Annotated in this window: 20 protein-coding genes and 2 tRNA genes; 16 read left to right on the top strand and 6 right to left on the bottom strand. The window is 71.0% G+C overall.

The window, feature by feature from the left end; all coding sequences use genetic code 11:
- Positions 1-9: 9 nt before the first annotated feature.
- Positions 10-648, top strand: a complete 639-nt coding sequence (locus AMK11_RS04090) for a mycothiol-dependent nitroreductase Rv2466c family protein (protein ID WP_073723081.1) — start codon at positions 10-12, stop codon at positions 646-648.
- Positions 649-759: 111 nt separating this feature from the next.
- Positions 760-1,545 (top strand): SAM-dependent methyltransferase, encoded by a 786-nt coding sequence (locus AMK11_RS04085; protein ID WP_073723079.1) that lies wholly within the window; start codon positions 760-762, stop codon positions 1,543-1,545.
- A 117-nt stretch (positions 1,546-1,662) separates the two neighbouring features.
- Here the strand turns inward: AMK11_RS04085 and AMK11_RS04080 are convergent, their stop codons facing one another.
- Complete coding sequence (locus AMK11_RS04080; RefSeq protein ID WP_073723077.1) at positions 1,663-2,304, bottom strand: superoxide dismutase; 642 nt, start codon at positions 2,302-2,304, stop codon at positions 1,663-1,665.
- 389 nt (positions 2,305-2,693) lie between these two features.
- Between AMK11_RS04080 and AMK11_RS04075 the strand changes: the two genes are divergently transcribed.
- From AMK11_RS04075 to AMK11_RS04060, 4 genes are all read left to right on the top strand, one after another.
- Complete coding sequence (locus tag AMK11_RS04075) at positions 2,694-6,122, top strand: ALF repeat-containing protein (RefSeq protein ID WP_241846884.1); 3,429 nt, start codon at positions 2,694-2,696, stop codon at positions 6,120-6,122.
- Complete coding sequence (locus AMK11_RS04070) at positions 6,122-6,508, top strand: hypothetical protein (protein WP_073723075.1); 387 nt, start codon at positions 6,122-6,124, stop codon at positions 6,506-6,508. The genes AMK11_RS04075 and AMK11_RS04070 overlap by 1 nt, the downstream gene beginning before the upstream one ends.
- 266 nt (positions 6,509-6,774) lie before the next feature.
- A complete protein-coding gene (locus AMK11_RS04065; RefSeq protein ID WP_073723073.1) occupies positions 6,775-7,278 on the top strand; it encodes a hypothetical protein in 504 nt (167 codons plus the stop codon).
- A 34-nt stretch (positions 7,279-7,312) separates the two neighbouring features.
- On the top strand, positions 7,313-9,520 hold the full coding sequence (locus tag AMK11_RS04060; RefSeq protein ID WP_073723071.1) for a S1 family peptidase: 2,208 nt from the start codon (positions 7,313-7,315) through the stop codon (positions 9,518-9,520).
- Positions 9,521-9,635: 115 nt separating this feature from the next.
- On the opposite strand, the gene AMK11_RS04055 is transcribed toward AMK11_RS04060, so the two are convergent.
- A complete protein-coding gene (locus AMK11_RS04055) occupies positions 9,636-11,021 on the bottom strand; it encodes an amino acid permease (protein WP_073723069.1) in 1,386 nt (461 codons plus the stop codon).
- A 332-nt stretch (positions 11,022-11,353) separates the two neighbouring features.
- Between AMK11_RS04055 and AMK11_RS04050 the strand changes: the two genes are divergently transcribed.
- Positions 11,354-11,935: a biotin transporter BioY gene (locus tag AMK11_RS04050; RefSeq protein WP_073723067.1), complete on the top strand. Its 582-nt coding sequence runs from the start codon at positions 11,354-11,356 to the stop codon at positions 11,933-11,935.
- 83 nt (positions 11,936-12,018) lie between these two features.
- Here AMK11_RS04050 and AMK11_RS04045 read toward each other — a convergent pair whose 3' ends face one another.
- Complete coding sequence (locus tag AMK11_RS04045; RefSeq protein ID WP_073723065.1) at positions 12,019-13,461, bottom strand: amino acid permease; 1,443 nt, start codon at positions 13,459-13,461, stop codon at positions 12,019-12,021.
- A gap of 205 nt (positions 13,462-13,666) precedes the next feature.
- Here AMK11_RS04045 and AMK11_RS04040 point away from each other — a divergent pair, with 205 nt between their 5' ends.
- Entirely contained in the window at positions 13,667-14,152 is a 486-nt protein-coding gene (locus AMK11_RS04040; protein ID WP_073723063.1) for a ribose-5-phosphate isomerase, read from the top strand.
- Positions 14,153-14,231: 79 nt separating this feature from the next.
- Positions 14,232-15,050 (top strand): Fpg/Nei family DNA glycosylase, encoded by an 819-nt coding sequence (locus tag AMK11_RS04035; RefSeq protein WP_073723061.1) that lies wholly within the window; start codon positions 14,232-14,234, stop codon positions 15,048-15,050.
- 16 nt (positions 15,051-15,066) lie between these two features.
- On the opposite strand, the gene AMK11_RS04030 is transcribed toward AMK11_RS04035, so the two are convergent.
- Positions 15,067-16,320: a GNAT family N-acetyltransferase gene (locus tag AMK11_RS04030; protein ID WP_073723059.1), complete on the bottom strand. Its 1,254-nt coding sequence runs from the start codon at positions 16,318-16,320 to the stop codon at positions 15,067-15,069.
- 162 nt (positions 16,321-16,482) lie between these two features.
- Here AMK11_RS04030 and AMK11_RS04025 point away from each other — a divergent pair, with 162 nt between their 5' ends.
- Together AMK11_RS04025 and AMK11_RS04020 are read left to right on the top strand one after the other, a co-directional pair.
- Complete coding sequence (locus tag AMK11_RS04025) at positions 16,483-17,730, top strand: PP2C family protein-serine/threonine phosphatase (protein WP_073723057.1); 1,248 nt, start codon at positions 16,483-16,485, stop codon at positions 17,728-17,730.
- 90 nt (positions 17,731-17,820) lie between these two features.
- Entirely contained in the window at positions 17,821-18,249 is a 429-nt protein-coding gene (locus AMK11_RS04020) for an HD domain-containing protein (protein WP_198941304.1), read from the top strand.
- Between the two features lie 36 nt (positions 18,250-18,285).
- On the opposite strand, the gene AMK11_RS04015 is transcribed toward AMK11_RS04020, so the two are convergent.
- A complete protein-coding gene (locus AMK11_RS04015) occupies positions 18,286-19,470 on the bottom strand; it encodes an acyltransferase family protein (RefSeq protein ID WP_073723055.1) in 1,185 nt (394 codons plus the stop codon).
- Between the two features lie 663 nt (positions 19,471-20,133).
- Between AMK11_RS04015 and AMK11_RS04010 the strand changes: the two genes are divergently transcribed.
- Positions 20,134-20,328, top strand: coding sequence for a hypothetical protein (locus AMK11_RS04010; protein WP_073723053.1), 195 nt, complete (start codon positions 20,134-20,136; stop codon positions 20,326-20,328).
- 87 nt (positions 20,329-20,415) lie between these two features.
- Here AMK11_RS04010 and AMK11_RS04005 read toward each other — a convergent pair.
- Positions 20,416-20,486, bottom strand: a tRNA-Gly gene (locus AMK11_RS04005).
- 173 nt (positions 20,487-20,659) lie between these two features.
- Here AMK11_RS04005 and AMK11_RS04000 point away from each other — a divergent pair.
- The 4 genes from AMK11_RS04000 to AMK11_RS03985 all read left to right on the top strand — a co-directional run bounded on the left by AMK11_RS04000 (position 20,660) and on the right by AMK11_RS03985 (position 24,029).
- Positions 20,660-20,736, top strand: a tRNA-Pro gene (locus AMK11_RS04000).
- Positions 20,737-20,904: 168 nt separating this feature from the next.
- Complete coding sequence (gene tig / locus AMK11_RS03995) at positions 20,905-22,299, top strand: trigger factor (RefSeq protein ID WP_073723051.1); 1,395 nt, start codon at positions 20,905-20,907, stop codon at positions 22,297-22,299.
- A gap of 360 nt (positions 22,300-22,659) precedes the next feature.
- Positions 22,660-23,265 (top strand): ATP-dependent Clp protease proteolytic subunit, encoded by a 606-nt coding sequence (locus AMK11_RS03990; protein WP_073723932.1) that lies wholly within the window; start codon positions 22,660-22,662, stop codon positions 23,263-23,265.
- An 83-nt stretch (positions 23,266-23,348) separates the two neighbouring features.
- Positions 23,349-24,029: an ATP-dependent Clp protease proteolytic subunit gene (locus tag AMK11_RS03985; RefSeq protein WP_073723049.1), complete on the top strand. Its 681-nt coding sequence runs from the start codon at positions 23,349-23,351 to the stop codon at positions 24,027-24,029.
- Positions 24,030-24,075 lie beyond the last annotated feature (46 nt).

The raw sequence follows: 24,075 nt of genomic DNA, 5'->3' as shown, positions 1-24,075 counted from the left end.
AGGAGAGACATGTCGGAGAAGACCCCCGTCGACTTCTGGTTCGACCCGCTGTGCCCGTGGGCCTGGATGACCTCCCGCTGGGTCCTGGAGGTGGAGAAGGTCCGGGACATCGAGGTCCGCTGGCACCTGATGAGCCTCGCCGTCCTCAACGAGGACAAGCTCGACGAGCTGCCCGAGGAGTACCGCGAGCTGCTCGAGACCAAGGCCTGGGGCCCGGTCCGCGTCGTCATCGCGGCCCAGGAGGAGCACGGCGCCGAGGTGCTCGGCGACCTCTACACGGCGCTCGGCACCCGCTTCCACAACCAGGGCGAGGGGCCGGAGAAGGCGACGGTGGCCGCCGCTCTGAAGGACGTCGGCCTGCCCGAGTCCCTCATGGACCACTGGGACGACACCCCGTACGAGCCCCAGCTGCGCGCCTCCCACAAGGAGGGCATCGACAAGGTCGGCCAGGAGGTCGGCACCCCGGTCATCGCCGTCCCCGGCGCCGACGGCGAACAGCTCGCCTTCTTCGGCCCGGTCGTCACCCCCGCCCCCAAGGGCGAGGACGCCGCCAAGCTCTGGGACGGCACCCTCGCGGTCGCCTCCGTCCCCGGCTTCTACGAGATCAAGCGCACCCGCACCAAGGGCCCGGACTTCAGCAACCTGTAGGGACGCTCCGCCCGGACCGCGGGCGGGTCCGTCGTGGCGGTTGTGCCACGCGGGCCCGCCCGGGCGTAGCACCATGGGCCGAACACCGACCCTGGAGGCGAGTCCCACCCCATGACGGAGATCGACACCTCGGTGCCGCACTCGGCCCGGATCTGGAACTACTGGCTGGGCGGCAAGGACAACTACCCCGTGGACGAGGCGGCCGGCGACGCCTACACCGCGGTCTTCCCCGGCATCGTCACCATCGCCCGCAGCAGCCGCGCCTTCCTCGGCCGGGCCATCCGGTACCTGGTGCTGGAGGCGGGGGTGCGCCAGTTCCTGGACGTCGGCACCGGACTGCCGACCGTCGACAACACCCACGAGGTCGCCCAGCGGCACGCCCCCGAGGCGCGGATCGTCTACGTCGACAACGACCCGCTGGTCCTCGCCCACGCCCGCGCCCTGCTCACCTCCACCCCCGAGGGCGTCACCGCCTACGAGGACATGAGCCTGTACGAGCCGGAGAAGATCCTTCAGGCCGCCGCCCGCACCCTCGACCTTTCCCGCCCCACCGCCCTGATCCTCAGCGGCATCCTCGGCCACGTCGACGGCCACGACCGGGCCCGCGACCTGGTCCGCCGCCTGATGGCCGGCCTGCCCTCCGGCAGTCACCTCTGCGTCAACGACGGCTCGCGCGGCACCGACCCGGCCTACGAGGCGGCCCAGGACGGCTACAACGAGACCGGCGCCGTCCCCTACTTCCTGCGGCCGGCGGAGCAGATCGAGGCGTACTTCGACGGCATGGAGCTGGTCGAGCCCGGCGTGGTCTCCGTCCCGCTGTGGCGCCCGGACCCCTCCCCGGACGGCACCGCCTCGCAGCCGATCGGCCAGCACGGCGGCCTCGCCCGCAAACCCTGACCTGCCGGTCACACAGAAAGCCCCCGCGAGTCACGTCCTCGCGGGGGCTTCCCTCATTCCGCCTGCCGCCGTGAAGGGTGAGAAGACGATCACGAGGCAGGACGCTTCAGGCACGCCTCACGGCGCCAGCAGCAGCACGTCCGCGCGGGACTTGGCGGCCTCGTAACGCTTCGCCACGTCCTGCCAGTTGACGACGGCCCACATGGCGTCGATGAAGTCGACCTTCTGGTTCCTGTACTGGAGGTAGAAGGCGTGCTCCCAGGCGTCGAAGACCAGGATCGGGGTGGCGCCCTGGCCGACGTTGCCCTGGTGGTCGTAGACCTGCTCGACGATCAGCCGCCCGCTGAGCGGCTCGTACGCCAGCACGCCCCAGCCGGAGCCCTGGGTGGTCGCGGCGGCCTTGGTGAGCTGCGCCTTGAAACCGGCGAAGGAGCCGAAGGACTCGGCGATCGCGTCGGCGAGGTCGCCCACACCGTCGGCGGCCAGCGGCTCGCCGCCGCCGTCACCGGTCATGTTGTGCCAGTAGATCGAGTGCAGGATGTGCCCGGAGAGGTGGAAGGCCAGGTTCTTCTCCAGGCCGTTGACCGAACCCCAGGACTCCTTGTCGCGCGCCTCGGCGAGCTGCTCCAGGGTGTCGTTGGCGCCCTTCACGTAGGCCGCGTGGTGCTTGTCGTGGTGCAGCTCGATGATCTCGGGGCTGATCACGGGCGCCAGCGCGGAGTAGTCGTACGGCAGTTCAGGAAGCGTGTAGACGGGCATGGCGGGTCCCCTCCGAGCTCTTATTGCAACAGACTTGCAAGTGCACGCTAGCAGCAACAGGCGGGTCCGGGGGTGTCCGAGGGGGTGGCCGGGCGTGTCGCCGCCGGGGTCTCTATCAATTCTTTATCAAGATCACTACAACCTTTTCGGCTTGTGATGTACATCACGATGGGTATTCGGTGATTACCTGATTTCTGCCCGGTTTCTGCATTGGACGAGTCCGCCAAGCCCCGGCTTCGATAAGGGACTTGTACCGCAGGGGGGCGGCGAGATTTCCCCTCGTAAACGAGAAGGGAGTCGTGATGTCACCATCACGGCAGATATTCAGCAGACGCCAGTCACTGGCTATTTTCGGGGGGATCGCGGCAGGTACCGCACTCCCTCTGGGAGTGTTCGGGTCCCGGCCCGCGTACGCGGCGGGCACGGCGGCGGCCGACGGCGGTACACGGCTGCCCGACACCGACCGCGGCAAGGTGGTGCACGCGTACAAGACCGGCGGCCGCGCGGTGCGCACGGCCGCGGCGGCGGCGCTCGTGGGCAACGCGGACGCCGTGACCACGTTCCTCGCCGACAGGCTGCCGGCGGCCACGGCCGAGGACAACCGGTTCACGCTCTCCAAGGCCCTGGTCACTGCGGGCAAGGCCACGCGTGCCGGGATCGGGCAGGCGCTGTCCGGCGGGGACGCGGCGGCCGCGGCCTATCTGGAGGGCGGCTTCGCGACGGCCGTGTCCGAGGACCTCCAGGTGGCCGTGACCACGGTCAACGCGCACGGCGGCAGGGCCGTCAAGCGCGATGCCGCCGAGGCGCTCGAAGCCGGTACGGACTTCGCGCTGCGGGACTTCCTCAGCAGCGGGCAGTACGACGCGCACGACGAGGACCAGCGCGTCCAGGTGACCTCCATCCTCGTGACCGCCTCGCCGCAGGTGCGGGAGTACGCGGAGCGGGCGCTCGACGACGGATCGCCGCGGGCCATCCAGTGGTTCCTGACGACGGGGCAGTACATCGCCCGGGCGCGGGACGAGGAGTCGGCGGAGATCCAGCAGCTGGTCAAGATCGTGGAGTCGGAGGGACGGCGCGCCGAGCGCAAGACCGACGAGGCGGTCGAGCTCTCCGAGCAGGCGGTCCAGGCCGCCGCCAAGGCCAAGGCGGCCGCGCTGGAGGCGAAGGCCGAGGCGCAGGCGGCCGAACAGGACGTGCAGCGTTCCGCCCGGGCGGCGAACAAGGCCGCGCGCGCGGCCCAGGGCGCCGCGGCGGCCGCGAGCACCGCGGTGTCCGCCTCGCGTACGGCGCAGGCCGCCGCCCGGCGTTCGGTGGCCGCGGCGAACGCGGCCGCGGCCGCCGCCGCGGCGGCGGGGCGCGCCGCGTCGCGTGCCTACCGTGCCGCGATCAGCGCCTCCAAGAACGCGAACATGGCGGAGGCCGCCAACCAGGCGGCGCAGGCCGCGCGGGCCATGGTCGGCTGGGTGCGCACCGTGGCCGCGAAGGCCAAGCTCGCGGCTTTCGCCTCCGACGCGGCCAGGGCCGCGGGCGACGCCGCCGCGGGTGCCGCGGTCAACTCGGCCGCCGCAGCCCGCGCTTCCGCCGACGCCGCCGTGGCCTCCGGTGCCGCGCGGGCCGAGTCCGCCGAGGCGCAGCGCCAGGCCTCCATCGCCGAGGCCGCCGCCGGCCGGGCCACGGCGGCCGCGAGCCGCGCCTCGGCGCTGTCCCGCAGGTCTGCCGCCGCCGCCCGTACCGCGTCCGCCGCCGCCGACAGCGCGGCCGACCACGCGGAGAAGGCGGCCGCCGCCGCCGAGGAGGCGGCCCGGAACGCCGGCAAGGCCGTGGACTACGCCAACCGCTCCACCATCGCCGCGAACGCCGCTGTCGAAGCGGCGAACAAGGCGTACGACGCCGTCACCGAGGCGAGGGAGGTCGAGCAGGAAGCCCGTGACGCCGAGATCGCGCGGCTGAACGAGGAGACCGCGGAAGCGATCGAGGTCGCCAAGCAGCTGCGGAGCGAGGAGACCGACCGCCTGGAGCGCGCCAACCGGGAGCGTACGCAGGAGGCGCGGCTGTCCGAGGAACTCGTCGCGCTGATCACCGCGATGGAGGCGGCGCTCAAGGACGGCCGGACCGGAGAGGCCGTGAGCAAGGGACGGCAGGCCGCCGTCCGGCTGCTCGACGGGTCGGGTACCTGGACCCGGGAGGCCGCCGCGTACGCGCTGGCCGGCGTCGACGAGGACGTACTGCGCTGGATCGAGGCCGACCGGGTCATCGCGCTGGAGCAGGACAACGCGGAGAACGCCGCGGCCATCGCCGCGATCTCCACGCAGAACGTGGCCGAGGCCGCCGCGGCGGCGCTGGGGACCGAGGACGCCGCGACCATCAGGACTTTCCTGGAGAAGGGCGCGGTCGAGGCGGCCAGGGACGACAACGAGGTCGAGATCACCACGCTCCTCGCGGACTCCTCCACCGGTACCGCCGTACGGCGTGCCGCCGAGGCCGCCCTTACGGACGGCTCTGCCGAGGCGCTGCACACCTTCCTGCACGTGGAGCGCGCCGCGGCCGTCCGCGAGGACGACAGGGTGGCGGCCACCACGCTCCTGGCGAGCGGCGGCCCGTACGTACAGGCCGCGGCGAAGGTCGCGCTCGAAGGCGACACGCACATGCTGCGCCAGTTCATCGGTACGACGCAGCACGAGTTCGCGCGCATCGACCACGATCACGCCACGCACATCAGCGCGATCCGGGCGGCGATCGCACGGGCCGCCAAGATCGCCGAGGACGCGCTCGAGGACGCGGCACGCGCCTCCGAGGCCGCGGCCGTCGCCCGGCAGGCCGCCGAGGAGGCCACCGAGTGGGCCAGCAAGGCCGAGGGCTGGGCGGCCGACGCCAAGGCCTCCGCGGAGGAGGCCCGCCGGAACGCGGCGGCCGCCGAAGCCTCCGCGGCCGCCGCCGCCAAATCCGCGCAGACCGCGCAGAACGCCGCCGCGGCGGCCCGCAAGGCGAGCAGTGTGGCGCGGGACGCGGCCAACCGGGCCGTGCGCTCCGCCTCGACTGCCGCGGCCTATGCCGCTGACGCGCAGGCCTCCGCGTCGAAGGCCCGGCAGGCAGAGCTCGCGGCAGGCAAGTCGCACGCCGAGGCGGCCGTTGCCGCGACCGCGGCGTGGGTCGAGGTCGCCGAGGCCGCGGTCCGGGAGGCGATTCAGAACGCGATCGACAACTCCAAGGTGCCGATCGACGGCAAGACCGGCCTGCCCGACGGCGCCGAGAGCTGCCTCACGCCCTTCGGCGATCCGATCGAGCACAGGAACAACAACAACCCGTGGGAACTGGGGTGGAGCTGGCTGACCGGTACCGGCCCCAGTTCGCAGTGTTTCGGCCCCGACGACGAGTTCACCCGCATCTACCGTGAGCACGAGCACACGCAGGCAGTCCTCGAAAACTTCCTCAACATGCAGCGCACCGGGAAGTACGAGCTGGGCCGAACCTACGAGGACGACTACCGGCTCGCCGGCTTCGGCGGCGCCGGCAAGTACATCAGTGACTACGGGACGCTCACCACGGCCGGGCTCACCGGCAACCTCGCGTACACGTTCATGGGCTCGCACAACGTCCGCATGACCCCCATCCGGGAGAACCCGGACGGGTCGGTCACCTGGCGCTACACCGCGTACAACGAGTCGGACATCGAGTCGGCGACGCACCCGCCGGTCATCGGGTACACGGACTGGTGGAGCGACACCGTGGGCGCGTTCGTCGACAAGGTCGTCGGTGACGAGGGGCCGATGTCGCCCAAGACCCAGGTGATCGAGTTCAACGTCACGCTGGGCCCGTGATGCGCGAGGGATCGCGCGGGCGGTGGCTCTTCGCCGTGCTCGCCGCTTCGGCGGTGCTCGTCTCGGGGTGCTCGGCGGCGGTCGACCCGGAGAAGCTGCCGGGTGTGTACCGCGGCGACGACGGCGGGCAGATCGAGCTGTCGGTGGAGGGCACGTTCTCGGCCACCGGTGTGACGTTGCGCGAGGGCACGGATCCGGTCGATTTCCACGGCAGCTGGGAGTATGAGGACCCGGCCAGCAACAGCGATTTCGTGTACTTGCTGATCGAGGACGGCGGGCTCGGCAAGACCGGCGGGATCCAGCTCTACGTGGACGATCAGGACACGCTGTACTTCCACTTCGATCCGGACGGCCCGATCACCCAGAAGCTCGACAAGACGAGCTGACTGGCCTGACGGCGCAGGGTGGTGAGGTCGCGGAGTTCTTCTCCGCGACCTCACCGCTTTTCCGGACGCCTCTCGGCCGCTTGCACAGCGAGCCGTTACGAAGTCGTTGTCAAGATCACTACAACCCTTTCCGGGGTGACACGGATCACGGCCCGAACTCGCCGGTTGCCCGATTTCTGTCCGTTTTAGGAATTGGACGTATTCGCCAAGTGCCCGCTTCGATAAGGGGCTTGACCCCGGAAAGCTGTCGAGTTTCTAGGACTGTGATGAAGTCACGCAATACGCTCGTGCGCATTCTGGGCGCCGCGGCCACCGCCGGCGCCCTCACCTGGGCCGTGCTCGCCCAGGGCGGCGCGGGTGCCGCCGGGCCCGCCACCGAGACCGTCGCCGAGGCCGCGCCCGGCTACGCCGTCGAGGACTACAACTACCCGAACGCCGACAAGATCCTGGCCGAGCAGGACATCGTCCTCAAGCGCGGCGACGGCCACATCGTGCTCGCCGACTGCGCCGCCGGGGGCGACCTCCTGCAGTTCCTCGCGCGCGACCACGACGATGTCTGCTTCAAGGTCACCGCCGACGAGGGCTGGCTGACCCTCGAACTCCCCGCGGTGCACGGGGTGAAGACGGACGACTCCGCCAACACCCACCTGGAGATGACCGCCGAGGGCGACCAGGTCGAGTACGACATCCCGGCGGACACGTGGGCGGGCGTCGGCGAGTCCGTCGACGGCCGGGACCACGTCCTGGTCGAGATCCGCGTCACCAACTGACCGACATCACTCTGTGATTGGGGAAACCACTCGTATGTCTTCCATAAGACGTCCTCGTCTGGCCGCGCTCGGCGCGGTCCTGGCCGCCGGGTCGCTCGCGCTGACCGCGGCACCCGCCGTCGCCGTCACCGGCGGCACGCCGGTCGCCGACTCGGACACCACCCACGCCTACACCGCGCAGATCACCGTCGGCGCCCACGACCGCGGCTGCTCCGCCGTCCTCGTCGACGCCGAATGGCTGCTCACCGCGGCCAGCTGCTTCGCCGAGAACCCGGCCGCCTCGCTCGCCGTCCCGGCCGGCGTCCCCGCCAGGGCGACCACCGCCGTCATCGGCCGCTCCGACCTCTCCGGCACGCAGGGCGCCGAGCGCCGCGTCGTCGAGATCGTGCCGCGCACGGACCGCGACGTGGTCCTGGCCCGCCTCAACCGGCCCGTCACCAACGTGACCCCGGCCCAGCTCGCCACCACCGCGCCCGCCACCGGTGCGGAGCTGACCTTCGCCGGATACGGCCGTACGAAGACCGAGTGGGTACCGCTGAAGCTGCACACCGGCACCTACACCGTCGACTCCACCGCCGCCACCTCCGCGGGCGTCACCGGCAAGGACGGCGCGGCCGCCTGCATGGGCGACACCGGTGGCCCGGTCGTCTCGGGCGGCAAGCTCGTCGGCCTCAACAGCCAGTCCTTCCAGGGCGGCTGCCTCGGCACCGCCGAGACCCAGACCTCCACCGCGGGCGTCATCGCGCGCGTCGACGACCTCGCCTCCTGGATCGAAGAGAAGGCCGGCGCCACCCGCATCGTCGACTTCAACGGCGACGCCGTCGAGGACATCGCCATCGGCGACCCGATGGCCACGGTCGGCGGCGACACCACCGCGGGCCTCGTCCGGGTCGTCCACGGCGGCGGCAAGGGCATCGCCGAGATCACCCAGGACCTCGACTGGGTGCCCGGCGGCGCCGAGGCCGGCGACCACTTCGGCGGCCACCTCGCGACCGTCGACTACAACGAGGACGGCTACACCGACCTCGTCGTCACCGCCTCCGAGGAGAACGTCGGCAGCGCGGTCGACGCCGGCTTCGTCGACATCCTGTTCGGCGGCAAGGACGGCCTCGGCAGCGGCCCCGCCGCCCGCCACTTCGAGCAGGGCTCCGGCAACGGCGCCATAGGCAACTCCACGCCCGAGAGCGGCGACCGGATGGGCGTCTCCCTCGCCGCCGGCACCACCGCCGAGGGCAAGCCGTGGATCCTGATCGGCACGCCGGGTGAGGCGCTCGGCTCGCTCGCCAAGGCGGGTGCCGCCTACTACGTGCACGGCGACACCAACATCGACATCAACCAGGACACCGCGAACGTCCCCGGCGCGTCCGAGGCCGGCGACGCCTTCGGCACGTCCGTCACGGGCGACGCCAACTTCATCGCCATCGGTGCTCCGGGTGACGCCATCGGCGGCGACGCGAACGCCGGCAACCTGGCCGTGCTCAGCCACAAGCTGGACGCCGACGGCCGGCCCACCGTGGTCACGGGCATGGATCAGGACAACGAGAAGATCAGCGGCGGCGCCGAGGCCGGCGACAAGTTCGCCCAGGCCCTCGCGCTGGTCGCCTACCGTCCGTCCGGCGCGGCCACGGCCACCGACTCGATCCTCGCGATCGGCTCGCCCGGCGAGGCCCTGCCCGCCGAGACCGGTGGCGCGCAGCGGGCCGGCGCGGGCAACGTGATGCTCGTGCACATCAAGGCCGACGGCACCTGGGAGTACATGCACGCGCTCAACCAGGGCACGGGCACCGACGACCGCTCCGGCACGATCGAGGCCGGTGACGGCGTGGGTTCGGCCCTGAGCGCGGTCAACACCGCGCCCCGGGAGGTCGGTTCCGCCGCCACCCTGAAGGTCGCCGTGGGCGTCCCCGGTGAGGATCTCGCGGGCGTCGCCGACGCCGGTGCCATCCACACCTTCTCGCTGATGGGCGCGGCGGGCGCCAACGACCTGTGGGTCGAGGCCGGCGACGGTGACGGCATCCCCGGTTCGCCGGGTGAGGGCGACAAGCTGGGCACCAGCATCCACTTCACCCCGCGGAACCTCTACGCCGGTATGCCCTACGGGCCCACCGCCACCGGAGCCCTGCACGTCCTGCCGTTCCCGAACGCCGTGGCGGGCGGTACGAGCAGGCCCGCGACCACGTACCAGCCGGGCCAGGGCGGACTCCCGGCCAACGGCAACTACTTCGGGTACTCGGCGGCGTAACGGCTGACGCCGTCATCGCGGGGAATACCTTCTCGGCCCCGCCGGGCTCCGGCCCGGCGGGGCCGAGTGCCGCGGGCGGCCGGTGCGGGCGCGGCCCCGGACGGGCCCGCGGCGGCTAACCGCGCGCCCGCCGCCGCTGCCAGGCGTAGCCGGTGGCCGCCAGGACCAGCGTCATGCCGCCCGTCGAGTACAGCTGCACCCGGGTGTCGGGCTCGCGGGCCATCAGCACGAACACCGCCGCCATGGCCGCCAGCGCCACCCACGTCAGCCACGGGTACGCCCACATGCGCACCACCAGCTTCTCGGGCGCCTCCCGCTCCAGACGACGCCGCAGCCGCAGCTGGGAGACGGCGATGAAGATCCAGACGACCAGGATGACCGCGCCGATCATGTTCAGCAGCCAGGCGAAGACATCGTCCGGCCGCCAGTAGCTGAGCAGTACGCAGCCGAAGCCGAAGAGGGACGAGACCAGCACCGCGACCCGCGGTACCCCGCCCGACACCCGGCCCAGCGCCTTCGGGCCCTGCCCGCGTTCGACCAGCGAGTAGCCGATGCGGGAGGCGCCGTAGATGTTGGCGTTCATCGCGCTCAGCAGCGCGACCAGCACGACGACGTTCATCAGTTCACCGGCGCCGGGGATGCCCAGCTCGTCGAGGGCGGCGACGTACGGGCCCTTCTCGACGACCTCGGGGGAGTCCCAGGGGACCAGGGTCACGATGACCGCCATGGAGCCGATGTAGAACAGCGCGATCCGCCACATCGCCGTCCGTACGGCGCTCGCCACGCCCTTGACCGGGTTCTCCGACTCGGCCGCCGCGATGGTCACCGTCTCCAGGCCGCCGTATGCGAAGACCGAGGCGAGCAGGCCGATGATCAGGCCGTTGCCGCCGTTGGGCAGGAAGTCGCTCAGGTGGGAGGTGCCGGGGGAGTCGGTGCCGGGCAGGACACCGGCGATCGCCAGGACGCCCAGCACCAAGAACAGGGTGATCGCGCCGACCTTGAGCGCGGCGAACCAGAACTCGAACTCGCCGAAGTTCTTCACGGCGGCCAGGTTCGTCCCGCAGAACACCACCATGAACAGCGCCACCCACACCCACTCGGGCGTGCCCGGCAGCCAGCCGTGGACGATCGCCGCCGCGCCGATGCCCTCCAGGCCGACGGCGGTGCACAGCAGTACCCAGAACGCCCAGCCCGCGGTGAAGCCGGCCCAGGGCCCGATCGCCCGCTCGGCGTGCGCCGAGAAGGAACCCGACGACGGGTACGCGGCCGACATCTCGCCCAGCATCCGCATCACCAGCATCACGAGGAGGCCGGAGAGGGTGTAGGCGACGACGATCGAGGGCCCGGCGGCGGCGATACCGGCGCCCGAGCCGACGAACAGCCCGGCGCCGATCACCCCGCCGAGGGCGATCATCGACAGGTGGCGCTGCTTGAGGCCGTGGGAGAGGGAGGCGTCGTCGTGCGACTCGGTCGGCGCCTTGGTGGTGGTGCTGTTGGACATGGGGCGGCTCGTCCAATGCGTGGGGGGCGGGGGCAGGGTAAAATCGCCCACAGTTTCCGGGGTGGCGCCCGTCGGCGACACCGGTTGCCCACGATACGGACGGCGCCGACACGGAACGTGATCGTCCGAATGCGGAATTCCGCTTATGGGTGACGCCCGCCTCCCCCTCGCGGTGACCGATATCACCCCCAACCACGTGTATGCCGCGTCTTTGTCGGGAGCCCACCAAGGCGCCGATCGACCCTTTGTCGAGCGCTGCCGGTGATCGGGTCCGGCACGCTGGGATAGCGTCGCGCTGTCCCGACATGTCCACACCACCCGCGGAGTCCCCCATGAGCACCGCTGCCCTTCCCACCCGCTCCGGCCAGGTCCTCGCCGACCTCATCCCCTCCTCCCGGGTCCGGGACGTCGCGCTGGTCGCCGGCGGTGCCGTGCTCACCGGCGTCGCGGCCCAGATCGCGGTGCCCGTCCCCGGCTCCCCGGTCCCGGTGACCGGCCAGACCTTCGCCGCGCTGCTCGTCGGCACGTCCCTCGGCGCCGGGCGCGGCCTGCTCTCGCTCGCGCTGTACGCCCTGGTCGGCATGGCGGGCGTGCCGTGGTTCGCGGAGGGCGGCTCCGGCGTCGGCGCCCCGTCCCTCGGCTACGTCTTCGGCATGCTGCTCGCCGCCACCGTCGTCGGCGCCCTGGCCCGCCGCGGCGCCGACCGCTCGATGCTGCGCATGGCCGGCACCATGCTGCTCGGCGAGGCCGTCATCTACGCCGTCGGCGTGCCGTACCTGGCTCTCGCCGCCGACATGTCCCTCACCGCCGCGATCGCGGCCGGCCTGACGCCGTTCCTGATCGGCGACGCGCTGAAGGCGGCGCTGGCGATGGGCGTGCTGCCCACCGCCTGGAAGCTGGCCGGCAAGAAGTAGCCGGCCCGCACGGACACGAGAAGGGGCCGGCCCGATCGCTTCCGCGACCGGGCCGGCCCCTTCTCGTGCGCCGACACCCGCGGTCAGTCCTCGCCGGCGAGGACCTTCCGCGCGGTGGCCTTCTGCTTGACGACCGCGACGGTGAGCACCAGCGCCGCGACGAGCAGCGACAGCAGCACGGTCGTACGCCCGTTGTGCTCCGTGTCGGTCAGCATGTAGCCCAGCACGAAGACGATCACGGCGGCGGCCGCCCAGGTCAGGTACGGGAACAGCCACATCCGCACCACCAGCTTCTCCGGCGCCTCGGCCTGGATGATCTTCCGCATCCGCAGCTGCGAGAAGCAGATCACCAGCCACACGAAGAGGGCCACGGCGCCGGAGGAGTTGACGAGGAAGAGGAAGACGGAGTCCGGGAACTCGTAGTTGAAGAACACGGCGACGAAACCGAACACCACGGAGACGAGGATCGCCGTCCGCGGCACGCCCCGCGCGGTGGTCCGGGCGAACGCCCGCGGCGCGTCACCGCGCTGACCGAGCGAGAAGGCCATGCGGGAGGCCGTGTAGAGCCCGGAGTTCAGACAGGACAGCACGGACGTCAGCACGATGAAGTTCATGATCTGACCGGCGTTGGCGATCCCGAGGGAGTCCAGCGCGGCGACGTACGAGCCCTTGTCGATGATCGACTGCGAGTCCCAGGGCAGCAGCGCGACCACGACGAAGATGGAGCCCAGGTAGAAGACGGCGATGCGCCAGATGATGCTGTTGGTCGCCTTGGTGACGGCCCGCTGCGGGTCCTCGGACTCACCGGCGGCCAGGGTGGGGATCTCGCTGCCCATGAAGGAGAAGACGACCAGCAGTACTCCGGTCAGGATCGCGCCCGCCCCGTGGGGCAGGAAACCGCCGTGCTCCGTCAGATTGGCCAGCCCCGCCTGCTCGCTGTCCACGCCCGGCAGCAGCCCGAAGACGGCCAGCCCGCCGACCACGATGAACGCCGCGATCGCGACGACCTTGATCCCGGCGAACCAGAACTCGAACTCCCCGTAGGACCCCACCGAGGCGAGGTTGGTGGCGGTCAGCACCACCATCACGATCAGCGCCCACCCCCACTGCGGCACGGCGGGTATCCAGCCCTCCAGGATCTTCGCCCCGGCCGTCGCCTCCACGGCCAGCACGACGACCCAGAAGAACCAGTACAGCCACCCGATGGAGAACCCGGCCCAGGGCCCGAGCGCCCGGTCGGCGTGCGCGGAGAAGGAACCCGAGGTCGGGTTGGCGGCGGACATCTCGCCGAGCATCCGCATCACCAGCACCACGAGCGTGCCGACGAGGGCGTACGACAGCAGGATTCCGGGGCCGGCGGTGGCGATGCCGGAACTGGAGCCCACGAACAGCCCGGCCCCGATCACACCACCGATCGCGATCATCGACAGATGGCGGTTCTTGAGCCCGGCCTGGAGCCCGGACCCGGGTTCGCCGGGCTTTCCGGGGCCGTCCTCGGCCTTGGTCAGGGTCGGCTGCGAAGTCATGGGGGTGTTTCCTTTGCGCCGGTCGTGCACTTCCTCGTACAAGCGGTGTACGAGCCGGACCAGTGAAACGGAGGTGAACGAATTCAGGAACCTTTGATTTCGGATCGTTACTTGAGCTTTTCCTGAGGTTCCATAGTTTCACTCAGTGTTTTCACACCCCGCACCCGGCGCGGCCGCCCCATACCCCCCGTGTCACACTCGACGCATGCGCGTGTATCTCGGCTCGGACCATGCGGGCTACGAACTCAAGAACCACCTCGTCGAGTGGCTCAAGGCGGCAGGGCACGAGCCCGTCGACTGCGGCCCGCACATCTACGACGCCCAGGACGACTACCCGCCCTTCTGCCTGCGCGCCGCGGAGCGCACGGCCGCCGACCAGGGCGCCCTCGGCATCGTGATCGGCGGCTCCGGCAACGGCGAGCAGATCGCGGCGAACAAGGTGAAGGGCGTGCGCGCGGCGCTGGCCTGGAGCGAGGAGACGGCGTCGCTCGGCCGCCAGCACAACGACGCCAACGTCGTGGCGGTCGGCGCCCGTATGCACACGCAGGAGGAGGCGACGAAGTTCGTCGAGACCTTCCTCGCCACCCCGTTCTCCGGCGACGAACGCCACGTCCGCCGCATCGACATGCTCACCGCCTACGAGACGACGGGCGACCTCCCGCCGGTCCCCGCCCACCACCCTCAGCAGTAGCGGCACACCGGCGCCCTCCCCGGTGCGTGGGCACCGGGGAGGGTGGGGTCCGGGCGAAGAAGAACGAAAGGACACCTTCGTGCCAGAGGGGCACACCATCCACCGGCTGGCCAAGGACTACGCCGCCGCCTTCACCGCCGGCACGGCACCGCGGGTCACCAGCCCCCAGGGCAAGTTCTCCGACGCCGCCGCCCTCCTCACCGGCACCCCCCTCACCCGCACCGAGGCCCACGGCAAGCACCTCTTCCTCGGCTTCGGCGCGGCCGACTGGGTCCACATCCACCTCGGCCTCTTCGGCAAGGTCACCTTCGGACCGGCCCCGGCCCCGCCCCCCACGGACACCGTCCGGCTCCGCCTGGCGAACGACGCCGCCTACGTCGACCTCCGCGGCCCCACCGCCTGCGCCCTGATCACGGACCCGGAGAAGCAGGCGATACACGACCGCCTCGGTCCCGACCCCCTGCGCCCGGACGCCGACCCGCGGGCGGCCTACCGCCGCGTCTCCCGCAGCCGCACCACCATCGCCGCCCTGCTCATGGACCAGAAGGTGATCGCCGGCGTCGGCAACGTCTACCGCGCCGAGGTCCTCTTCCGGCACGGCATCGACCCGTACCGCCCCGGCACGTCCCTCACGCCCGCCGAATGGGACGCGATCTGGCACGACCTCACCGCCCTCATGCGCGAGGGCGTGAAGAACAACCGCATCGACACCGTCCGCCCCGAGCACACCCCCGAGGCCATGGGCCGCCCGCCCCGCGTCGACGACCACGGCGGCGAGGTCTACGTCTACCGCCGCGCGAACCAGCCCTGCCACCTCTGCGGCGACCCCGTCCGCACCGCGGACCTGGCCGCCCGCAACCTCTTCTGGTGCCCGACCTGCCAGCCAGGACGCGCCTAGGCGCTGTCGGTCCCGCTCAGAACCCGTGCGGCAACCACGGCGCGACGTCCGACCCGAACCCCACCGACGCCTCCGCCAGCGCCCCGGGCCGCACCTGACGCACCCGCCCGGCCGCGCCCAGCGACGCCAGGCTCACGCCCCCGAGATACGCCGCGCCCAACTCCCGTACCGACAGCGCCAGGTCCGCGGCGTCGGACGTACGCTCGCAGGACGCCCCCTTCGCATCCCCGCTCAGCCGCCAACGCCCCGCGTTCCAGGGGCAGAACGCGTCCTCGACCTCGAACACGACGTCCACCGGCGCCTGGTACGTGCGCGCCGCCAGCGCCGACCCCACGTCCACCAGCCGCACGTACAGCCCGTCCTGCAGCACCGGCCCGCACCGCCGCAGGTCCGACACCTGGTGCTGCCACGCCTCGTCCACCGGCCGCCCCCGCACCGCCAGCGTCGACGTCAGGTCGATGCCGAACAGGAAACGCCACAGCGCCGCCTCGGTCGCCGGGTCCAGCCCGGCCAGGTCCTTGAGGACCACCGTGCCGCTGGGCCCCTCGCTGCGCCAGGCGGGCCGCACCTGGAACCGCGCAAACCCGGTCACCTCACCGCCCCGCCGGGCGAGGACGCACTGCAGCGGCGACGCCCCCTCCCGGTCGCTCTCCGGGTCCAGCAGCCCGAGCCGCTCCCAGCCGGGCCGGCGGACCAGCATGCCCGGCCGCCCCGTCACCAGCCGCGCGTAGACCGCCTCGCACGCGTCGAGCACGTCACCGGGCGCCGCGTACCGCAGCCGTACGTCATCCGTGCCGTCCGGCACCGACAGCCGGACCCGGGTGGTGTCGATCTCCGCGTTGACCTGGAAGGTCGCGGCGCCGTACCCGAACCGGCCGTAGATCGCCGGTTCGGAGGCCGTCAGCACGGCCAGCGGCTCGCCCAGGGACCGTACGTCGTCCAGCTGCCGCCGCATCATCGACGTCAGCACACCCCGGCGCCGGTGCGTGGCGGCCACGCCCACCATCGTGACGCCCGCCACGGGCACGACGGAACCGCCGGGCACGGTCATCCGGAAGCTGAACGACCCCGCCGTACCCACGCACTCGTCGCCGTCCCAGACGCCGAGCGAGCGGTCGGTCTCGGTCAGCGAGCTGAAGAGTTCCAGTTCCTCGGCCGACTCCGGAACCCCGCCGAAGGCACGGACCAGTGTCCCGTACCACGTGTCCCACTCGCCGCGCCGCAGTGTCCGCAGGCCGGTCCGCGTCAGATCGCCGCTGTCATCGCTCATGGGCCATGCGTACCAGGGGCGGGCAGGACGGGCGAGGCAATTTCCGTCAGGTTGCCGCGCGAGGGCCGTTCGTGAAGTTCACTGTGAAGTCGGGCCTCGGACGGGGGACAAGCGGGACCTCCCGTGCCAAGCGCCCGGTCCGATGGATAGGGTCCCGAACTAATGGCAGCAGGACGACAGCGGCGCGCGGCGGCCGACACCTTCACGGCCCGGTGGAAGAAGCAGTGGCACCGGGCCCGCGTCGGCATGCGCAGATCCGCCGTCGACTACTTCCGCGGCGACGGCTCGGACTGGATCGCGCTGGCCGGACTGCTGCTGACGATCCCCGTCATCGCGGCCACCACGATGATCAACTCGGTGTGGTGCGCGCCCGCCGCACTGGTCCTGCCGATCGTCGCGGGCGGCCTGCTGCTGCGCCCGGCGAGCCTGCTGGGCCTGTACGCGGCGGCGGCCACGGCACTGATCGTGGAGTCGGTGCAGCTGGGCCCGTACACCGAGGGGCCCTCGCGGGTCACCCCCGGCGTGGTCCTGGTCGTCGCGGCCTGCGGCTTCTTCGGGCTGCTGGTCGCGCAGTTCCGCAGCCGGGTCGGCGTGCCCTGGCGGCGCGGCGGAACCATGCTCTTCGACCTGCGCGAACGCATCCGGGTGCAGAGCAAGCTGCCGGGGCTGCCGCCGGGCTGGCACCGCGAGATGGCGCTGCGCCCGGCCGGCGGCCAGTCCTTCTCCGGTGACTTCGTGGTCGCGGCGCGTACCAACGGCGGCCGGACGCTGGAGGTGGTCCTCACCGACGTCTCCGGCAAGGGCATGGACGCGGGCTCGCGTGCCCTGCTGCTGTCGGGCGCCTTCGGCGGACTGCTCGGCAGCCTGCCCCCGCACGCCTTCCTGCCCGCCGCCAACGGCTACCTGCTCCGCCAGGACTGGGACGAGGGCTTCGCCACCTCCATCCACCTCGTCCTGGACCTCGACTCCGGCGACTACGAGCTGTACTCGGCAGGACATCCGCCGGGCCTCCAGCTCAGCGCCGGCACCGGCCGCTGGGAGGAGAAGTCGGCCGAGGGGCCGCTGCTGGGTGTGTACGACGGTGCGCAGTTCGACTCCGTGAAGGGCTCGCTGCGCCCCGGAGACGTGCTGATGCTGTTCACGGACGGACTGGTGGAGACCTCGGACCGGGACATCGCCGAGGGCATCGACCGCCTCACCGGCGAAGCCGACCGCTACGTCGCGGGCGGCTTCCACGGCGCCGCCTGGCATCTGATCGAAGCGGTGGCCAAGGACGTCAACGACGACCGGGCCCTGCTGCTGATCTGCCGGGAGGGCCCGACGGCCCAGACCGCCACGGCCCGGCCCTCGACGGCCCAGATCGCCACGGCCCGGATCACGGCCACCGGCCCCTCCGCGACGGCGGACTGACACACTGGCCCGGTGTCCGACACCACACCCACACCCACACCCGCACCCGCCACGCCGCCCACTCCCTGCGCCCGGCTCTCCCTGGCCGAGGTGGAGGCCGTCGCCCGCGCCGCCCACGCCGGGCAGACCGACAAGGCGGGACGGCCCTACGCCGAGCACTTGAGGGCCGTCGCCGAGGGCGTGCGGCTGCGTGGCGGGGACGACGAGCAGATCGCGGCGGCCTGGCTGCACGACGCCGTCGAGGACGACGCGCTGTCCGAGGACTGGCTGCGCGGGGCCGCGCTGAGCCGCCGTACCGAGGACATCGTCCTGGCCCTCACCAAGCGGGCCGGGGAGCCGCCCGAGGAGTACGCGGCGCGCATCCTCGCCACGCCCGGCGCAGCGCTGGTCAAGGAGGCGGACCTGGCACACAACGCCGACCCGGCACGGCTCGCGGTCCTCGACGGCGCCACGCGCACACGACTGACCGAGAAGTACACGCGGATGCGCGCACTCCTCGGTCTGCCGAACGGGCGTTAGGCCGCAGAGCCCCAGAACATCAGGGGACGGACGTCGTCAGACGGACACCTTCTCGCCGGCCTCGCTGGACGCGCGCGCCGCGTCGGCGCCCGTCTCGCGTCCCTCTGCCTTCCGCCCCCGCTTCTCACGGCCCCGGGCCGCCTCACCGGAGTCCCGCTCGCCCGTCTTGAAGGCCCACTCCATCTTCGGCTCCACCACACACCGCAGGACCCGCTGGACGGGCTTGGTGCACAGCAGGGTGATGAGGGTGGCTCCCAGGACGGTGATCCCGATCTCGCCGACGGGGGTGTCCCACGCGGGATCGTGGAACCAGCCCGCGAAGGTGCCCTCCTTCACCACGAAGCCGTGCAGCAGGTAGCCGTAGATCGTGCCCGCGCCGAGCGCGGTGAACCACATGCGCCGGCCCGGCACCCAGGCGAAGAAGCAGGCGGTCAGCACGATCGAGCAGCCGAAGAGCGCGAGCGTCAGAACGGGACCGGACCACCAGGGGGCGTCCGTGGACTGCACGGCGGCGTTGCGGTAGAACCAGCCGGTCTCCATGCGCGGCACCGACCACCAGGCGACGGCCACCGCCACCGCGACCACCGGCACGGCGGCGATCCGCACCGAGCGGCGCCGGACCAGCTGGAAGTGCTCGGGGCGCAGCACCAGGCCCAGCACGAAGCACGGCAGGAACTGCAGCACCCGCTGCATGTTCAGGTCGTTGCCGATGCTGGGCGTCACGGAGGCCAGCGCCGCGATCACCAGGGCGATCGGCAGCGGCCAGCGGACCGTCTGCCAGATCGGGGTGGTCAGCCGCCAGATGAACAGCGCGCACAGGAACCACAGGAGGTAGGTGGGGTCCAGCAGGCTGAGGTCGTTGGACGGGTCCTCGCTGACGCGGCGGTGCAGCGCGTAGCCGATCTCGAAGACGACGTAGGGGACGGCGACGCCGGTGATCAGGCGCTTCACGCGCTTGGGGCTCAGGTCGAAACTGCGCGAGAAGTAGCCGGAGATGATGATGAACGCCGGCATGTGGAACGTGTACAGGGCCCGGTAGAGGGCCTCCACCGTCCGGTTGCCGTCCAGGAGCTGACCCCAGGCGTGGCCGACGCCGACCAGCACGATCGCCAGGTACTTGGCGTTGTCGAAGAACGCGTCGCGCTGTCGGCTCGGTCGAGTCTGCTGATCCGGCGGGGACGGCGTCTTCCGGTCGCCGTGCGGTCGCAGCGAGCTCGTCATGCAACCCCCCGCCGGGAAATCGGCGAGTTGTCACAGGACCTCGCTGCTCTGGTGGGGGACGAGGCAGCGTAGAACATCTGAGGCACCCTAGCGTTCTCGTGGGATTCCGTAAAACCTTCGACGTCATTCCTGCATTCGGATCCCGAGTGCCTGGCGAGTACCCCGCAATTCGGGGAACTTGTCCCGGGCGGCGGCATGACCTCCGCCACAGAGCGGAAAGCCGCCGGACACCTGAGGGGCATCCAGTGCGCCCTACTTGTCACGACACGTCATGACTAAACAGTGCATAAGGCCGGAGGGTGACTCCCCTCGAATGCCCGCTTCAATGGCCTGGCCGGGCCTCCACGTGAACCTGTGATCTCCCTGTGATGTGCCTGTCGGTGTGGTTCCCGAGGTAATTCGAAATATCTGCGAACGCGTTGTGTGGACATCGAAACGAAGCGGCCGGAATTCCCCGCACGGGTGTCATGTCGAAATTTTGTGCGGGGTGGGATCATGGGGTGGGTCCGCGTGTGCGGGGCAGTGCCGGACCCCGGGAACCGGCCGACGATGCGTCACCTGCCGCATGACGGAGCCCGGTTGGTGGCACGATGGTCCTGGCGGGGGTGTGCGCGGCCGCACCTCCGGGCCGGGAGAGCGGACCGATCGAGGGTGTGATCAGTTGTGGCCATTTCACTGTCAGTGGTGCTGCTGTTGGCGATCATCCTGGTGGTGCTGCTGCGAGGGGGCTCCATCAAGGCGGGCCCGGCGGTCGTCGCGGTCCTCTTCGGCTTCTTCCTGGCCTCGACGGGCATGGCCGACGACATCCAGCGGTTCCTGAACTCGATAGCGGACACGATCAACTCGATCCAGTTCTGACCGGAGCGGCCGGCCGCCGGTGACCGGCGGACGGCACAAAGGCCTCCGGCCCGGTCCCCTGAAGGAACCGGGCCGGAGGCCTCTCGGAGCGGGCGACGGGAATCGAACCCGCGTAGCTAGTTTGGAAGACTAGGGCTCTACCATTGAGCTACGCCCGCACAGCGCGCGCCGCAGGTCGGTGACCGCGGCACTGAAGGCATCGTAGCGGGTCGCACCGCTTTCCCGCACACCCCTTCCGGTCCGCGCCCAAGTCCACGGGCACGTGCGCGGGTACCCGGGAAACCACGCGTGCCCGGCGCCTGGCGGCATGTACCCTACGTGTCGCACCAGACGGGGTGTGGCGCAGCTTGGTAGCGCGTCCGCTTTGGGAGCGGAAGGCCGTGGGTTCAAATCCCGCCACCCCGACCACCGACCGATCACCGGGTGATCGCCTTTTGGGCGGTGTAGTCGCTGCCGTTACTATGCAAGCTGCACGCCCGTGTGTCTCAGAGTCTGAAGTCTCCGGGCGGCGAATCCGCCGGACGCCCCGCTGGCCCCGGCAGAACCCAAGAAGTCAGCCACCAAGGAGACCGAACCGTGAAGAGCGCCGTGGAGACCCTGAACCCGACCCGGGTTCGGCTCACTGTCGAGGTGCCCTTCGAGGAGCTCAAGGACAGCCTCGACGCGGCGTACAAGAAGATCAACCAGCAGGTCACGGTGAAGGGCTTCCGCAAGGGCAAGATCCCCGCCCGGGTCATCGACCAGCGGTTCGGTCGTGGCGCCGTTCTGGAGGAGGCCGTCAACGACGCGCTCCCGAAGTTCTACACCGACGCGGTCAACGAGGCCGACCTGAACCCGCTGGGTCAGCCCGAGGTCGACATCACCGAGCTGAAGGACGGCGAGACGCTGAACTTCACCGCCGAGGTCGACGTCCGCCCGACCGTCGAGATCCCGGACTACTCCGGCATCGAGGTCGAGGTCGACGCCGTCGAGGTCACCGACGAGGACGTGGAGAAGTCGGTCGAGCAGCTGCGCGAGCGCTTCGCCTCCACCTCCCCGGTCGAGCGTGCCGCCGAGGACGGCGACGTGGTCACCATCGACCTGCAGGCCAAGGTCGACGGCGAGGTCCTCGAGGACGGCGTCGCCGACGGCGTCTCCTACACCATCGGCTCCGGTGAGCTGCTGGAGGGCATCGACGACGCCGTGAAGGGCCTGGAGGCCGGTGGCGAGGCCACCTTCACCTCCGAGCTCAAGGGCGGCTCGGCGGCCGGCAAGGAGGCCGAGGTCACCGTCAAGGTCACCCAGGTCGCCGCGCGTGAGCTGCCCGAGCTGGACGACGACTTCGCGCAGCTCGCGTCGGAGTTCGACACCCTGGAGGAGCTGCGCGCCGACAGCCGCAAGCGCCTCGCCAACATGAAGCAGTACGACCAGGCCACGCAGGCCCAGGAGCGCGTCCTGGACAAGCTGCTCGAGCTGGTCGAGGTCCCGGTCCCCGAGAAGCTCCTCGAGGACGAGATCAACACCCGTAAGCACAACCTCGAGCACCACCAGCTCGGCCAGATGGGCCTCGACCTCGAGAAGTACCTCGAGCTCCAGGGCAAGACCGCCGAGGAGTTCGACACCGAGACCCGCGAGGCCGCGGTCAAGGGCATCAAGACCCAGTTCGTCCTCGACGAGCTGGTCAAGCAGGAGAAGCTCAACGTCAGCCAGGAGGAGCTCACCGAGCACCTCATGCGCCGCGCCTCCTCCTCCGGCATGTCCCCCGACCAGTTCGCCCAGGCCGTCGTCGAGCAGGGCCAGGTCCCGCTCCTCGTCGGTGAGGTCGCCCGCGGCAAGGCCCTGGCCGTCGTGGTCGAGAAGGCCACGGTCAAGGACACCAACGGCGAGGTCGTCGACCTGGACGACGAGGAGGAGACGGAGGAGGCCACCGAGGCCGCCGCCGAGTCCGCCGAGTCCGGTGACGACAAGGCCGAGGAGAAGACCGAGGGCTGACCACCCGCGGCTTCACCGTACGCACGCAGGAAGGGCCCCGGGCGACCGACGCCGGGGCCCTTTCGGCGTACGGACCGGCAGCCGACCCGGGGGCGCGGGGAACTGCGCGGCCAGCCACAGACGGCCCGCATCCGGCGACGGACACGCACCGCAACGGCGCGATCCCGCAACCGCACCGCCGCGGAGCGCTACGCCCCCGGCGAACACCCGCGGAACCGGGATGGCGCCGCAGGCCCTGCGCGTTAGGGTCCATGAATACGAGGGCAGGGGAGTCCCCGAAAGCGGCTCCAGCCCCGCAGGGAAACGTGAGACGGCCCGGCGCCGTCGTAAGACGAGCAGGTGGATTACGTGACGAATCTGATGCCCTCCGCCGCCGGCGAGCCTTCCATCGGTGGTGGCCTCGGCGACCAGGTCTACAACCGGCTGCTCAACGAGCGGATCATCTTCCTCGGCCAGCCGGTCGACGACGACATTGCCAACAAGATCACCGCACAGCTGCTGCTCCTTGCCGCCGACCCGGACAAGGACATCTTCCTGTACATCAACAGCCCGGGCGGTTCGATCACGGCGGGCATGGCGATCTACGACACCATGCAGTTCATCAAGAACGACGTGGTGACGATCGCCATGGGTCTCGCGGCCTCCATGGGGCAGTTCCTGCTCAGCGCCGGCACCCCGGGCAAGCGCTTCGCGCTCCCGAACGCCGAGATCCTGATCCACCAGCCCTCCGCCGGCCTGGCCGGCTCGGCCTCGGACATCAAGATCCACGCCGAGCGGCTGCTGCACACCAAGAAGCGCATGGCCGAGCTCACCTCGCAGCACACCGGCCAGACGGTCGAGCAGATCACCCGCGACTCGGACCGCGACCGCTGGTTCGACGCCTTCGAGGCCAAGGAGTACGGCCTCATCGACGACGTCATCCCCACGGCCGCCGGTATGCCGGGCGGCGGCGGCACCGGGGCCTGAGCCCTCCCCGGGCCCCAGCGGGGCCCAGGAGCGTGTCCCAGCCTGCCCCCAGCCGACGCCTCAGCCCCTTTCCAGGAGACACTGTGAACGACTTCCCCGGCAGCGGCCTGTACGACCGCACGCGCGCCGAGTACACCGGCCCGAGTGCCGAGTCCCGCTACGTGATCCCGCGCTTCGTCGAGCGCACCTCGCAGGGCGTGCGCGAGTACGACCCGTACGCGAAGCTCTTCGAGGAGCGCGTGATCTTCCTCGGCGTCCAGATCGACGACGCCTCCGCCAACGACGTCATGGCGCAGCTGCTGTGCCTGGAGTCGATGGACCCCGACCGGGACATCTCGGTCTACATCAACAGCCCCGGCGGCTCCTTCACGGCGCTCACGGCCATCTACGACACGATGCAGTACGTGAAGCCGGACATCCAGACGGTCTGCATGGGCCAGGCCGCCTCCGCCGCCGCCGTCCTGCTGGCCGCCGGTACGCCGGGCAAGCGCATGGCGCTGCCGAACGCCCGCGTCCTGATCCACCAGCCCTACAGCGAGACCGGCCGCGGCCAGGTCTCCGACCTGGAGATCGCCGCCAACGAGATCCTGCGGATGCGCTCGCAGCTGGAGGAGATGCTGGCCAAGCACTCCACCACGCCGGTCGAGAAGATCCGCGAGGACATCGAGCGCGACAAGATCCTCACGGCCGAGGACTCGCTGAGCTACGGCCTGATCGACCAGATCATCACCACCCGGAAGATGGACAACTCCTCCCTCCGCTGAGGCGGGAGGCTGTATCGTCTGCCGCTCCTTGGCACGGTTTGACGCG

The sequence above is a fragment of the Streptomyces sp. CB02414 genome, assembly GCF_001905385.1.
Classification (GTDB): domain Bacteria; phylum Actinomycetota; class Actinomycetes; order Streptomycetales; family Streptomycetaceae; genus Streptomyces.
Note: the sequence above shows the minus strand (reverse complement) of the source record. Positions and strands in the feature narration are given on the sequence as shown.